Genomic DNA, 15,175 nt, shown 5'->3' with positions numbered 1-15,175 from the left:
TTTAGTGCTTCTGTGGTTTAAGCAAATATGATCTCCGCACCCGACAGGTTATTCAGGCCGACACCCACCAGCGTCACCGCGTAGTCGCCGACCTTGAGCAGCGTGTCGTTACCCGATTGCGAAACGTGCTGGCTGTAGTCATAGCCCTGCCCTGCGCCTTGAACGCCCATGAACACCAGCTTGTCGCTGCCCTGGTAACCATTGATGGCGTCGAAACCGAACGCACCGCTGAACAGGAAAGTGTTGTGGCCGCCGGAGGCATACATGACGTCATTGCCCTCGCCGCCGACGAACGTCACCTGACTCTTGTCGCTGCGCAGCACGTCGTTGCCCGACAACCCGAACAGCCAGTCACCGTCGGCGGTCGCCACCAGCGAATTGCCATAGGCATCGCCATTGAGCGAGTGGTTGTAGTGAGTCAGCTCGGTGCCGGCCAACAAACCTTTGGCGGTAACGTTGTAGGTAACGTCCTTGTTCAGCAGGCCCCACATCGCCCCCGATTCCTTGCTGACCAGTGCGCCGATGTCGCGGGTGATGCTGATGCCGCCGTAGCTGTCGCGCACATACAGCGTGCCGTCGCCATCGTTGGCAAAGGTGAAGTTCTTCAGCGGCTGTTGCAGGTCGAAAACGTTCTGCCCTTTGCCGCCCAGCAGGATGTTGTTGCCACCCGCGTCCCTGAAGGTGTCATTACCGTCGCGGCCTTCAAGGAAGTCATTGCCGACGCCGCCGCGCAGCAAATCGTTGCTATCGGTGCCGATGATGAAGGTACTGCCGGTGTGTGTTTCACCACTGCGGCCCAGGTCTTCGATCCAGGTGCTGGCGCGCAACGACTCCGACAAGGTCGAGACGAGGATCGTCGAGTCCTTGCTGGTGAGGTCGTAGAAGCTCGAGCCGATCACCCGGTTCAGGCCGTCGGCATAGCCGAGGGAGCTATGGGCCGCCCAGTGTTGCGGGTTGGCAATGCTGAACGGGGTCATCTGGGTGGAGACGTAGTGGTCGTTGACATTGACGATGTTGTTGGTCGCCGAGTCCTGAACCTTGTCGTGCTTGTACAGCGATGAACTGGTGAAGGTGGTGCCGTCGAGCACACGAAACACCGGGTCGTTTTCGTAACCGATGTTCAACACATGGGTGCCCGCCGGGCTTTGCGTCGGCGAGGCGAAGGTCATGTAGTTGGCATCCTTGAAGTAACCGCCCCAGTGGTCGGCACTCAATTCGGCCACGCTGTTGGCGCCCAGGCCTCCGAGGCTGTGGCCGGTGATCAGCACGTCCTTGGCATTCAGGCCCTTGGCGCTGGCGAACGCGGCAACGTCCTTGAGCAAGTTATCGAAGGCGCTTTTGGCGTAGTTCTTCGCATAATCCGTCGGGCCGACAGCGGCCAGCAGATTGTTCTTCATGTCGCCGTAGGTGTCGCTGTAACCCAGGCCTCCGGTCCCGCGGAACGCGATGCCGAGGGAGATCAGCTTGCCTGCCGCGTCGTACTTGGCCAGCACTTCGGCTTCGGCGCTGGTAAAACCTTCCTGCTCGCCAAAGAAGGTGCCCTGGGCGCCGACCTTGCCTTGATAGCCCAATTGCCCGGCGGTGACCGGCGTCCAGCCGGTAGCCAATGGCTTGCCAGTCGGCGTGTAGGCGTACAGCGTCAATGCAATCGCATCGCTGTACAAGGCCTTGCTGGCCTCGCTGCCGAACTTCCTGTAATCAAAAACACCCATTTTCTTGCCTCTTCATTGCTGGTACGTGTTGCGGTTTTTCAAATCAGAACTGCCAGTCGAGGGTCAGCCCGACGCCGTGGGTCTTGTCCCGCGAGCCCAGCAGTCCGTTGTAATCCAGGTTCAGCGAGACATCGCGTGCCAACGCCAGCCCTGCGCGAACACCGACCACCGCCGCATTGCGGTCCATGGCAACGCTCTGCACGGCGAACGGCGTACTGCCGGAGGCAAACGCGAGGTTTTCCTCGGCGTGGATGTTGCTCAGGTTGTGCTGCCAGCCGAGGGTCCCGGACAGGTCGAGTTGCTGATGTTCGGTGAGTGCCAGGCGTTTGCTCGCTCGCAGACCCAGTGTGGAAAGCACCGCGTCACGATTGTCGTCGCCGCCCTTGAGCGCCGCCGCACCGCCCTTCTCGGTGAAACTGTCACTGTCCAGGTGCACATAGGCCAGATTGGCGAACGGCTCCAGTGCCAACGGCTGCAGGTCCAGGCGATAAGCCGCCTCAGTGAACACTTGTGTGGTGTGGGCATCGCGCTTGGATTTCTGCTTGGCACTGACATCGCCGAACTGTAGGTCGCGTTTGGCATCGATACGGTGCCAGCTGTACGCACCGCCGACGCTCAGACGCAGCGCATCCATTTCATGCCCGGCGTACAGGCCCAAGTGGTAGCTGTCGACCGTGGCGGAAGAATGGGTGCCATCGCCCATGTTCAGCGAACTGTTGCTGTAACCGGTGACGAAACCCAGGCGCGTGTGGTCGGCAATCAAACCGTCGGCCCCGGCCAGCAGACCGCCGATGGAGCTGGTGTAGTTGGCGTTGTCGTGGCCGCTGTCAGTCTTGCCCCAGGCGCCCAGGACTTTGACCCAGGCGTTGTTCTCGGCGCTGTTCGGCGTTGCGGCGTCATACAGACCACCATCGCGCAGGCGCTCACCAACGGCATCACGCAGATAGCGCGAGTCGTTGACCAGCAAGGTGCCGATCGCCGGATGAATTTCTCCGGACAATTGCTGGAAGGCTTGCTGCGCGCTCGCCGCGTTCGGCGACAACAGCAGGCTTTCATACACGGCGTTGCCCGCGCCCAGATGTTCGGCAGCGACAGCCACGGAGCGTTGATTCGGGGTTTGCCCGACGCTGGCGAAGGCGTTGCCATTGCGCTCGATCGCCAATTGCACGCCGGTCGCCGAGTAATCGAGGCTGCCACCGATAAACGCGTAGTTCGGCAACACCGCGCCGAACTGGCCCTGGATACCGCCGGCCGCTTGCAGGATGTTGTACTGATGACCGATCAGGCTGCGCACGTCGCCGGGGCTTAACAGCGTCGGGCTGTTTTCCCGCGACAGGCTCACGGTCGCGCCCTGGATCGTGGCTGTGCCACCGGCAACAATGCTGTCGCTGCTGGTCGGGGACAGCTCGACGGCATAGGTCGAGCCGGGCTCGAAGGTCACATCGCCGGCCACGTGCAAAGTGCCGATCGAGTTGCCCGGCGCAACGGTGCCGCCGCTTTTCGCGGTCAATGCGCCGACCTGCCCGGAGCCACCGAGGATGCCGCTGTCGTTGACCGTGACCGCCGACAGCAACGAACCGTTGACCGCCAACCGCCCCTGATTCACCAATGTTGGCCCGGCATACGTGTTGCTGCCGGTCATCACCAGCGTGCCGATGCCCTGCTTGGTCAAGCCGCCGTGGCCGGAAATATCGTTGCGCCAGACGTCAAACCCGCAACTGATGTCGTTACAGATCCGCTGCGTTGGCTTGCCGGCATCGATGACCGCACCAATGCCTGGCAGGTCGGCGACAAACTGGCCGGAGCCATAGGACCCGTCCACTCGGAATTCCTGCGGAATGTCGGCATCGGCCACAAACATGCCGGGGCCGTCGATGCCCTTGCGCAGGTTGATCATGCCCCAGCCGTATAACGAATCGATGCCCGGTGCGCCCATGTCGGTGGCGGTGGTTTTCAGCACCGTGGCGACCTGCGCGCCGGTCATGTACGGGAAACGTTCCATCAACACGGCAGTGGCGCCGGCAACGTGTGGCGCGGCCATCGAGGTGCCGTTCTTGTTGGCATAGCCCACGGTCAGGTCATCGGCGTTGGTGCCGCCGAGCACCGCGCTGTAGATCTTGGTACCCGGTGCCGACACACAAAAGCCTGCGGTATAACCGCAACGCGACGAGAAGGTGCTGATGATGTAGGGATTGGCGCTAGTGGTGTCCGGGTTCATTTGCAGCGCCGCGACCGTGACCCAGTTTGCGGCAATGTCCGGCACGAAGTAGCCCAGGCCGGCAATCGAGTCCGGGTTGTTGAGGTTGTAGTCGTTACCCGCGGCGAAGATGGTCACGATACCGCTGCGCGCCGCGTCGATGGCGCCCCGGTACGCACCGCCCTGTTTGGTGTTGAGCAGCGGCTGGATCTGATCGAACTGTGCCTGGCCGTCCTGCACGGTGAAATGCGGGAACGCCGGGTCCTTGCCGCCCTTTTTGAAGCGATCGGTGATGCCGATGCCCCAGCTGTTGTTGATGATCCGCGCGCCGCTTTCTCGTAGGCCGTCCCAGCCGGCTTTGTAGACCGCGCCGTCGTTGCCGAGAATGATCCCGTCTTCAGGTCCCGGGTCGCCGTTGTCAGCGCTGATGATTTGCGCGTTGAACGCCACACCGTGCATCGGACTGCCATCGCGGCTGCCGGCGGCAATCCCGCCGACGTGAGTACCGTGGTACCCCAGCTTGCCGTCGGAACCTATCGTCGGTGTGCCGTCATACCGAAAGGCATCTCCGGCTTTGACCGGAATGTAGGGGTCGGTGTATTCGCGGATACCGCTGGTGATCAGCGTCACTACTTTATCCACGCCGGAAAACTCCGGGTGTTTGGCGTAGACCGGTTGATCGAAGATGCCCAACTTGACGCCTTTACCGGTGTACCCGGCTGCGTAGGCATCCTGGGCGTTGATCGCGCCCAGCCCCCACTCGGCGTTGAATTCGGGACTGCGCCAGCTGTTCGGATCGCCGAGCTTGGCGCTTTCCACATAGGGCGCGGCCTGAGCGACCCCGATCGCCGCCATATAAGCGATAAAGGCTCCATTGAGAGCTTTGGCCTTGCGGCTGATGCCGATTTGCACAGGTCCGTTGTTGCGAGACTTGCCTTTCATCCAGCTACCTTCCTTAGTTGACTTGCTTGAATCCCCGCGTGTTTATCCGCACGCATCTTGTTGTGTTCCATGCTCCCCGTAGCAGCGGCCGTAGGCCGCGTTCGGCTCGGTCCGCGCTCGGGCGCAGCAGTCGTAAAACCATGCCCCGCGGTGCATCAGGCTCACCGAGCCGTCCGTATGGCGAGCGCTTCGCCCGAACGCGGACCGACTCGAACTCCGGCTGCGCCAGCTGCTACAAAAGCTGTGGTGTTCTTTAGAACTGCCAATTCAGGCTCAGGCCTACTCCGTGGCTGTTTTCGCCGCTGGCCAGACGGCCGTTGTAATCGAGGTTCAAACGGACGTCCTTGGCCAATGCCAGCCCTGCCTGAACCCCGATCAGCGCCGCGTTGCGCGCCAGTGGTGCGCTTTCGACGGCGAACGTCGGGCCGCCGCTGGCAAACGCCAGATGGTCTTCCGATCGGGTAGCACTCAAGTTGTGCTGCCAGCCGAGGGTGCCGGCCAGGTCGAGCTGTTGCTGACTGGAAAGGTTGATGGTTTTCAGCGCTCGCACACCCAACGTGCCGAGCACCGCATCACGCGTGTCGCGACCACTTTTCAACGCTGCGGCATCACCTTTTTCAGTGAAACCGCCAGTGTCCAGGTGCACATAGGCGAGGTTGGCGAACGGCTCCAGCGCTACTGGCAACCGGTCCATCCGGTAGGCCGCTTCGGTGAACACTTGCGTGGTGTTGGCGTCGACCTTGGCTTTCTGCTTGGCGCTGACTTCGCCGTAGTGCAGGTCGCGCTTGATGTCTGCCCGGTGCCAGCTGTAAGACCCGCCAAGACTTAGGCGCAGCGCGCCCAGTTCACGTCCGGCGTAAGCGCCCAGGTGATAACTGTCGACCTGCGCCCGCGAATGGGTGCCGCTGTCCAGGTTCAGCGAGCTGTCGCTGTAACCCGTGACGAATCCCAGACGAGTGTCTTCGTCGAGCAAGCCGTCGACCCCGGCCAGCAAGCCGCCAATCGAGGTGGTCGAGCCAGCCGTGTCGTTGCGCGTATCGGTCTTGCCCCAGGCGCCCAGCGCCTTGACCCAACCGCTACCGCCCGTTGCCGGATCGGCCTGCAAACGCTCTGTCACCGCATCACGCAGGTAACGGCTGTCGTTGATCAGCAAGGTGTCGAGCGCCGGATAGATTTCTCCGGACAACTGCTGGAACGCCTGTTGGGCAGACGCTGCCGATGGCAACAACAAGAGGCTTTCGTAAACCGGATTGCCGGTGCCCAATTGCTCGGCGGCGGCGGCCACAGAACGTTGGTTCGGGGTTTGCCCAACACTGGCGAACGACGTGCCGTTGCGTTGAATCGCCAGCTGCACGCCCGTCGCCGAATAGTCGAGAATGCCGCCGATGAACAGATAGTTCGGCACCACCGCAGCGAATTGTCCCTGAATGCCGCCCGCCGCTTGCAGGATGTTGTACTGGTGACCCAGCAGGCTTTCGACCTGGCTGGCACTTAACAATGTCGGGCTGTTTTCCAGCGCAAGGCTGACAGTGGCACCGGTGACGGTCGCCGTGCCGCTGGCAACAATGCGGTCGCTGCGGGTCGGCGACAGCTCCACCGCATAGGTCGAACCGGGGGCCAGCGTCACATCACCGCTGACCTGCAAGGTGCCGATCGAATTGCCCGGCGCGACGGTTGCGCCGCGGTTGGCGATCAATCCACCGACTCGCCCGGAGCCACCCAGGGTGCCGCTGTCATTGACCGTCACCGCCGAACTCAGCGACCCATTGACCGTCAACAGCCCGCCATCCACCGTGGTCGAACCGCGATAGCTGTTGTTCCCGGCCAGTATCAACTGACCCGCACCGGATTTGATAAGGCTGCCTTCATACAGTCGTGTCGCGGCAGCGGCATCGCGCGCCGTGCCCACCGCATAATCGGTCTGGTCCTGCTGACTGGCATTGGCCGCGACACCGTTTTCCCAGCCTTTGTCTTTCAAGGTCTGTTGCCAGGCGCTGTGTTCGGCGGCATCTTCGCTCTGACGCTGGATCAGCGCCTTGTCCGAGATGTCGTTGCTCCACACATCACGTTGACCGGCGGCAAGACTGGCGTCGAATGGACCGAGCAATTGCCCCGGCCCTCTCATCGCCCGCGCAAGGTCGGGCACGCCCCAACCGACCCGAGCGGTCGGCGCGTCGGTGATCGAACCGTCAAGCTGGGTCGCAGTGGTCAGCAACACCTGCAAGGCTTGCTGGTTGTTCATGTACGGATAGCGTTCCATCACTAGCGCCAAGGCCCCGGTTGCATGGGGTGCCGCCATCGACGTGCCGTTGTAACTGGCATAACCGCCACCGACGATGGTGCTGTAGATCTGCGCGCCCGGCGTGCTGATACACCAGTACTTGGCGATCCCGCACTGGTTGTATTTTTGCTGGTTGTTTTTATCCAGCCCCGAGACCGCCAGCCAGTGGCCTTCCAGGTCCGGCTCGAAATACGGCAGGCTCGCACGCACGCTGGCGTTGGCGTACCCGCTGTTGCCGGCGCTGAACACGTTGATCACGCCACGCCGCGAGACATCGGCGGCCGCATCGATCCAGGTGTTGCGGTTCCAGTGCTGGGCATAGGCGGCGTGCAGGCTGTCGATCGTCTTGTAGTCGACATCCTTGGGCTGGCTGCCCCAGCTGTTGTTGATTACCCGCACGCCAGCATCGGCCAAGGCGTCATAGGCCGCCTTGAAATACTTCGGATCGGGGCCGGGGCCAAACAGGAAGCTGTCGTTCTGATTGGTATTGGCGACGTACACATCCGCGTTGAACGCCACGCCGTGCATGCCGACACCGTCACGCGCAGCGCCCATGGTGCCGGTGACATGGGTGCCGTGGGAGTCGTTGTTGGCGTTGTGAATGCCGCTGACACTGAACGGTGTGCCGTTGAGGTCGTTGCCGGTGGCCGTGACCGCATGAAAGCGTGCGGCTTCGGGATGGTTCGGATCAAAACCCGAGTCCAGTGCGCCGATCTTCACCCCTTTGCCGGTGAATCCTGCGGCATAGGCTTCATTCGCCTTCAGGCGATCCAGGCCCCAGTCGCGCTGGTACTCAGCGGTGCGCCAACTGGCGGGATCCCCCACTTGCCCCGGATCGAGATAAGCCGCCTGAACTGCAGCAGGCAGCGCGGCGACGAGCAACAACAATGAGCCGGTGGTGATCGGCTGGGCACGATTACGACGTACGTCCGTGTTCATAAATACTCGCTTTCCTGGCGTTATTAGACTTGTAGTCCCCTATCCCGGGGCGGTGCAGCGGTGTGGCGTTTATCGGGTGGTCTTACGCGCGCCGAAGGCTTCATCGACCTTGGCCAGGTCCTCCTCGCGCAAGTTGCCGGCGTAGTAATGCAACTTGGTCCAGGCCATTAAATAGTCATAACGGGCCTGGGCCAGGTCTCGGCGTGTGGTGTAGAGCTGCTGTTCGGCGTTCAGTGCATCAAGGTTGACCCGCTCGCCACCGAGGATGCTTTGCCTGGTCGAGACCACCAGCGCTTCGGCCGAGGTCAGGGCCTTTTGATAGGCGCGCAACTTGCTGACCCCTGACAGGCAGGCGCTGAACTGGCGCCGCAGCTCGATCAGGGTTTCGCGGGTTTTCGAGTCCAGGTCGTATTCGGCCTGCTCCATCGAGCGACTGGCCTGACGCGTCGATGCCGACACCCCGCCGCCGGCATACAACGGCACGCTGATCTCGATACCGATGGTGTTGGTGTCGTAACGCTGGTTGTAGGTGTTGCCGCTTTCCGACTCGTTCTTGCGTGCCGTCGCGTAGGCGCTGACCCTGGGCAGGTGCCCGGCGCGATTGCGCTCCACTTCGAACCGCGCCACTTCCACCGCCTGACGCTGGGAAGCGAGGTTCGGGTTGTTGTTCAGTGCGAGCTCATGCCAGCTGTCGAAATTGGCCGGTTGCAAGGAGAACGACTCAAAGGACTCGCTCAACGGCTCGAGGTCCTTGATATCGATATCCCGCGTACCGATCAGCGCGCCCAGCTCACGCAAGGAAGCGTCTTGCTCGTCGCGGGCCTCGATCTCTTCGGCGGTGGCCAGTTCGTAACGCGATTCCGCTTCGAGAATATCGGTGCGGGTGCCCTCGCCCTGACGGAACATCTGTTCGTTCTGCTGGAACTGTTGCTCGAAGGCTTTTTTCTTCGCTTGCGCGATATCGATCTGATCCTGGGCAAACAGCGCCTGGGTATAATAGGTCAGCACCCGAACCAGCAGTTCCTGGCTTTTGCCGCGAAAGTTCTCATCGGCAAACAGCGATTGCGCCACGCCCTTGCGATAGGCCGCGTATGCCTCGTAGTCGAACAACGGCTGTTGCAAGGTGAACGTCGAGCCATAGCTGTTGTAGTTGCGGTCTTCGGTCTGGTTGCGGCGGCGCTCGTCCAGGGACGTGGCCTTGGAGTTGTTGCGGCCCTTGTTGTAGTTGTACGACAGTTTTGGCAGCAGGCCGGCGCGACCGATCGTGCGGTTTTCCAGACCTGCGTCGCGCTCCTTGATGGCGCCGAGGAAGATCGGATCATTGCGCAACGCCTGTTCGTAAACTTCAAAGGGCCCCATGGCGTAAACGTTGGTGCAGACCAGCAATGCAATAGCGGTCCCGAGAATGGAATGCTTGCTCATACGACGGAACATCCTTATTCCTCGGTCAATGCGAAGCCTGCCCGGTCGAGCAGAGGTTTGAACAGATAGTTGAGGAGTGAGCGTTCGCCGGTGCGCACGAACATCTCGGCCGGCATGCCCGGCTTGATCACCAGACCGTTGAGTTTCTCCATGGCGACATCGCTGACGCTGCTGCGCAGCACGTAGTACGGCACGCCGGTTTTCTCGTCGACCATCTGGTCGGCGGAAATCAGGCTGACTTCGCCCGGCACCCGCGGGGTCTTGCTCTGGTTGAAGGCGGTAAACAGGATGTCCACCGGCAAGTGGCTACCGACCTTGTCGATCAGGTTCACCGGCAAATGACCCTCGACCTCCAGACGCGTGCCTTGAGGCACGATTTCCAGCAAGGTTTCGCCCGGACGAATCACTGCGCCTTCGGTGTGCACGCCGAGGTTGACGGCGATGCCGTCGGCCGGCGCGACGATTTCACTCTGTTGCAGATTAAAACCGGCCGAGGTCAGTTGCTGCTCGAGGGTCAGGCTCTTGAGTTGCGCGTCTGCCAACTGGCTGCGCACCTCTTTCTGGTACTCCTCGCTGTGCTGTTGCAGCTTCAAGCGCGTTTCAAGAATGCCCTGCTCCACTCGCCCGCTTTCGCCGCTGTTCTGCGCCAACTGTTGTTGGACCTGCGAGAGCTGACGCTGGAACTCCATCAGCCGGTTGCGCGGGATGTAACCGTTGTCCGCCAAGGGTTGCAGGTTGGTCAGTTGCTGGCGCAGGGATTCAGCCTGCGCGGTCAGGTCGGTGCGCGCCCGGCGCATCCCGGCCAATTGCGCTGTGGCGCCTTCGATGTTGGCGCGCAGCCCGGCCTGCTCACGATCAAACGCTTCGCGGCGGCTGCTGAACAGTTGTCGCTGACCTTCCAGCACCAACGCCAGACGCGGGTCGGGGTCGTTGCTAAGCTCGACGGGGAAACTCACCTGCTTGAGGTTGTCACGCTCGCTTTGCCACCGGGCCAGGCTGGCCCAGGCCATGCGGTACTGGGCTTGCAGGGATTGCACATCGGCTTCGACCTGCGTCTGGTCGAGGCGAAACAACGGTTGCCCTTGCTTCACCGCCTCACCTTCACGCACCAGAATCCGGCTGAGCACCCCGCCACTCATCGATTGCACAGCCTTGCGCTTGCCGGACACCACCACCGTGCCCTGCACCGGAATGCCCTGGTCGAGGGGCGCCAGGCTGGCCCAGAGAAAAAAGCTGCCGGCGCCGACCACGGCGAGTATCCAGCCCAAGCGGGCAAAATAACCGGCGCCGCGTTCAGGGCGCTCCGGTGCGTAACCTTGTTCGATTGTCATGCCGCTGTCCTTGCTCATACACCGCTGCTCTTGGTCGAGGCCTGATACTGGCGGCTCATGCTGAGCCCGGCCGGTGCTGCGACGGTTTTTTCCCGTGGCTGTTCCTGTTGTGCGCCAGACAGCGCCTTGAGCACTTCCTGGCTCGGTCCGAAGGCTTGCAGGCGGCCTTCGTTGAGCACCAGCAACTTGTCGGCCTGGGCCAGCGCTGAGGAACGGTGGGTCACCAGAATCACGCTGGTGCCTTGGGCTTTCATCTGCGCGATGGCACTGGCCAACGCTGCCTCACCAACGGTGTCGAGGTTCGAATTCGGCTCATCGAGCACCACCAGGCTTGGCTTGCCATACAGCGCTCGGGCCAGGGCCACGCGCTGTTTCTGGCCGCCGGACAAACCGCTGCCATCCTCGCCCAGCACGGTGTCGTAACCCTGTGGCAGGCGCAGGATCATCTCGTGCACACCGGCCTGCTGCGCAGCCTCGACCACCTTCTGCGGGTCGGCTTCGCGAAAGCGCGCAATGTTCTCGGCGACACTGCCGCTGAACAGTTCGATGTCCTGTGGCAGGTAGCCGATGTAGGGGCCGAGGTCATCGCGGTTCCAGCGATGGATGTCCGCACCGTCCAGCCGCACAGTGCCGGCCAGGGTTGGCCAGACACCTACCAGCACCCGCGCCAGGGTCGACTTGCCGGAGCCGGACGCACCGAGCACACCCAGCACCTCGCCGGCCCCAAGGTTGAAATTCACCATGTGCAAGGTCGCCGCGCGCTTGCCCGGTGGGCCGGCGCTGACCTGTTCGAAGGTCACCTGGCCCTTGGGCGCGGGCAACTCCATGGCGTCTTCATTTGGAGGGAACTCTTGCAGCAAAGCGTCCAGCCGCCGGTAGGCCAGCTTCGCCCCGCTCCATTGCTTCCAGACAGCAATCAACTGATCGATCGGACTCAGCACCCGGCCCATCAGGATGGAACCGGCGATCATCATCCCGGCGGTCATGTCGCCCTTGATCACCAGCAAGGCGCCCAACCCCAGCACCAACGATTGCAGGCACAGACGCAGGGTCTTGCTCAAGGAACTGATGACCGCACCGGTATCGCTGGCCTGGTTCTGCAAGCCGAGAAAACGTGAATGCACCTGGAACCAGCGTTTGCGCAACGCCCCAAGCATGCCCATCGCCTGGATGGTCTCGGCGTTGTGCAAATGACTGGTGGCCAGTTGCGTGGACCGTTGCGAGTAACCGCCGGCTTCACCCAAGGGCTTTTTGGTGATCGCCTCATTGAGGAACGCCAGACCGATCAACAGCACCGCGCCGACGGTAGCGAACACCCCCAGCCAGACGTTGAACAGATAAATCACGAACAGGTAGACCGGAAACCACGGGGCATCGAAGAACGCAAACAGCGCAGGTCCCGTGACGAACTGGCGAATGTGGGTCAGATCGCCCAACGATTGGCCGGCGTTGCCCTCGCCCTTGAAAAGGTTGCGCTCGAATGCGGCCTGATAGACTCGCAGATTGAAACGTCGCTCCAGTTGGCTGCCGATGCGAATCACGATGAAGCTGCGCACGGTCTCCAGCAAACCGATAAACGCGAAAAAGCCCACCACCATCAGCGACAGCATGGCCAGGGTGGTTTCATTCTGCGAGGAGAGTACCCGGTCATAGACCTGGAGCATGTAAATCGACGGCACTAACATCAGTACGTTAATCAATGCGGTGAAACAACCGACGCTGATCAGAATACTTTTATAGTCGCCCAGCGCCTTCAATAGCGGTGCAGTGGGAGTGGTCTTCGCCATTCTCATTGATCTTCCCTGAGCTGATAGCCCGCGCGGTAGTTCGACACGGTTCCAATTAACTGCCCACCACTCTGGCGGGGGTATGCTTTTAATAATGCAACTGACAAGCGAACGAACTCTATGTCATGACGATATATAGTTCAGGTTATTTACCGGTCAGCAAGAAACTGTGAGGGAGTCGTTATTTCCATGACTGGAAAAGACTCGACTTACCCTGGTGTTCTTAGTCTGGAGCGCGTTGCAGGACAATCTGCGGATCAGAGTGTTTGGTACTTTCGTAGCGCCCTTCCTGCTGTCGGCCAAGATGAATAATTCTTGAACCTTCTTTACCGGTCAGCGATATACCGTCGGGTTCCGGGAACCAACCGACGGGTGTTTCACTCAGCCAACCGGCGAGGCATTGAATATCGCCCGCCAATGTTTGATTTTGCACAAGTTCCAGTGAACAGGTGTTCTGCGGCTGTGCCGTCAGGTAAACCTGCCATTGCCCGGCCAGTTCTGACGGGTCCGCTAATCTCAGGCTGCTTGCCATGACTACATCTCCAGAAAACATCATCAGCGTGGCAATCAGCCACGCCATTGCCCTGTAGGTAAAGGCGTTATGGGTCATAAGGTGCTTCGTTCCAGGTTGTAGCCTATGCAGGCTCGCCTACCGCAGCGGCGCTGGCAAGGACAAAGGGCAGCGCAGATGCGCTGCCCCCATAGTCATCGACTCAGGCCACGATGTCCGTGGTAGCTGCCTGGCCAACGGTGGTGACCAGGAAGTCAGCCACGCCGTGCCCGGAGAAGTCGATGGCAAGGCTGCTGCCACCGGAGATCGAGCTCAATACCGCGTCGCCCGCTGCACCGGTGAACGAATTCACGAAGTGCAGGCCTGCGCCGTTGGTAATGGCACTCAGGTCGATTTTGTCCAGACCGCTGGTGAAATCCAGAATCTGATCGGCCGCACCCGGCTTGGAGTCGGAGCTTGCTGCAAACACGAAGGTGTCGGAACCGCTGCCACCCCAGAGTTTGTCCGCGCCACCGGCACCGTAGATGATGTCGCTGCCGGCACCGCCCTTGAGCTCGTTGGCCACGCTGTTACCGATCAGCAAGTCGTTGCCCGAGCCACCGATGGCGTTCTCGATGGTCACGCCCTTGGCAATGGAAACGTTACCTACCAGGCCACCAACATCTGAGAACGAGGCCTCATTGAGGTTGATCTTCTGGTTTTGGGTGAAGCCGGAGAAGTCCAGGGTATCCTTGCCGCCCGCGTCCCACACCGAGAACACGACTTTGTCCGACGACGAGGTCGCGCTATAGAAATCGCGGCCGGCGTTGGAGTTGAAGCCGTAGGTGGTGTCACCGGTACGGGTGCTCATGTTGGCGCCGTAGAGCTTCTGCACCGCAGCAATATCGTCCATCAACGGACCGGACGAATAAGCCTCGACGCCGCCTTTGCTGAAGTTCTGGTTAGTGTTGCTTTCACTCCAGTAACTCATCAGGCTGTAGCCGCGCGTGTCCTGACCATAGACGGCGTCGTTGTAAGACGGAGTGCCTTCGCCGGCGTTGTAGTCGCCAGGGTGGGACAGACCGAGGGTATGCCCGATTTCGTGAGTCAGGGTCTGACGACCGTAGTTGTTCACGCCCGGGGTCTTGTTGACGTTGTAGCCACTGCCGGTCAGGTACCACGACTGGCCGTCATAGCCAGGCTCGCTGCCAGGCAGGAAGGCAAACGCGGCCGCACCTTCCTGGCCGCCACTGTAGTTGCCGAAAGTCATGTGACCGTCACCGCCCTTGGCGGCTTCAGTGAAGGTGACATTGGCAACGTCGCCCCAGGATTGCATGGCGAGCACGGCCTGAGATTTCTGCAAGGCACTGAACTGACTGAAACCAGTAACACCCAGGCCGCTGAAGTTCGACGTCGGGGCCGTCAGAAACGTGTAGGTGAGTTCGATCTTGCCGCTGCCGTTGAGATCGTGCCAAGCATAGCCATCTCGCAACAGCTGAGTTGCGGCTTGATCTACCGAGTAGGAGGGTTTGCCATTGACCGTAAGATTGCCGCCACGGTCATACTGATGGCTGAAACTATCGATCTGCGACCAGGCGCTACTTGTGGCGGCCAGTGAGTCAATAGCGTTCACTTTTACTTTCGACATAAACACACTTCCTTGTTTAGCAATGGAACAGTTTTTGTCAGACAGCGACAATCTCTGGCGAGATCGTCCTATCACTCGCCCAATGAAGGCGTAAGGAAGCTGACACATTTCGAAATCAAACGTCTACTACTTTTTTGACGTCAAATTGAACTGCTCCACAAAACTCCCGAAAACAATGACCGGCGGGTCGAAATAATCTTTGTAGTTCAATCCCCTTGATGGATTGTCGGACAATGATCTATTTAAATATTAAATAACAGTACAGTTGTATTTGATTGCTGCGTCGCAGTTTTATGTGGCTTTGCGCCATCTAGTTGCATTCAAAGCGCACTGTAAACGTTCGGCTTAAAGTGCATTAACCTAAATATCGCAGCCTTTGGCAGCGCCTACAGGTAAACACCGATGCAGGCGCTACCGAAGGCTGCG

General features: G+C 60.6%; 8 protein-coding genes. All 8 read right to left on the bottom strand.

Annotated features, from left to right (window positions below):
• Positions 1-17 precede the first annotated feature (17 nt).
• Complete coding sequence (locus tag AABM55_RS14675; protein ID WP_347929977.1) at positions 18-1,712, bottom strand: polyurethanase; 1,695 nt, start codon at positions 1,710-1,712, stop codon at positions 18-20.
• 43 nt (positions 1,713-1,755) lie between these two features.
• The gene (locus tag AABM55_RS14670) at positions 1,756-4,764 is read right to left on the bottom strand and encodes an autotransporter domain-containing protein (RefSeq protein WP_347930035.1); all 3,009 of its coding nucleotides are present in this window, start codon (positions 4,762-4,764) and stop codon (positions 1,756-1,758) included.
• Positions 4,765-5,104: 340 nt separating this feature from the next.
• Positions 5,105-8,071 carry an autotransporter domain-containing protein gene (locus tag AABM55_RS14665; protein WP_347929976.1) on the bottom strand — a complete coding sequence of 989 codons (2,967 nt, stop codon included), beginning with the start codon at positions 8,069-8,071 and terminating at the stop codon, positions 5,105-5,107.
• Positions 8,072-8,140: 69 nt separating this feature from the next.
• Entirely contained in the window at positions 8,141-9,505 is a 1,365-nt protein-coding gene (locus tag AABM55_RS14660; protein ID WP_347929975.1) for a TolC family outer membrane protein, read from the bottom strand.
• 2 nt (positions 9,506-9,507) lie between these two features.
• On the bottom strand, positions 9,508-10,824 hold the full coding sequence (locus AABM55_RS14655) for an HlyD family type I secretion periplasmic adaptor subunit (protein WP_347929974.1): 1,317 nt from the start codon (positions 10,822-10,824) through the stop codon (positions 9,508-9,510).
• A 14-nt stretch (positions 10,825-10,838) separates the two neighbouring features.
• The gene (locus AABM55_RS14650; RefSeq protein ID WP_347929973.1) at positions 10,839-12,617 is read right to left on the bottom strand and encodes a type I secretion system permease/ATPase; all 1,779 of its coding nucleotides are present in this window, start codon (positions 12,615-12,617) and stop codon (positions 10,839-10,841) included.
• A 217-nt stretch (positions 12,618-12,834) separates the two neighbouring features.
• Positions 12,835-13,221, bottom strand: a complete 387-nt coding sequence (locus AABM55_RS14645; protein ID WP_103314561.1) for an AprI/Inh family metalloprotease inhibitor — start codon at positions 13,219-13,221, stop codon at positions 12,835-12,837.
• 103 nt (positions 13,222-13,324) lie between these two features.
• Positions 13,325-14,749: a serralysin family metalloprotease gene (locus tag AABM55_RS14640; protein WP_347929972.1), complete on the bottom strand. Its 1,425-nt coding sequence runs from the start codon at positions 14,747-14,749 to the stop codon at positions 13,325-13,327.
• Positions 14,750-15,175 lie beyond the last annotated feature (426 nt).

This window comes from Pseudomonas helvetica, from assembly GCF_039908645.1.
Classification (GTDB): Bacteria; Pseudomonadota; Gammaproteobacteria; order Pseudomonadales; family Pseudomonadaceae; genus Aquipseudomonas; species Aquipseudomonas helvetica.
The sequence above is the reverse complement of the archived record's forward strand: the minus strand, read 5'-3'. Positions and strand labels throughout refer to the sequence as shown.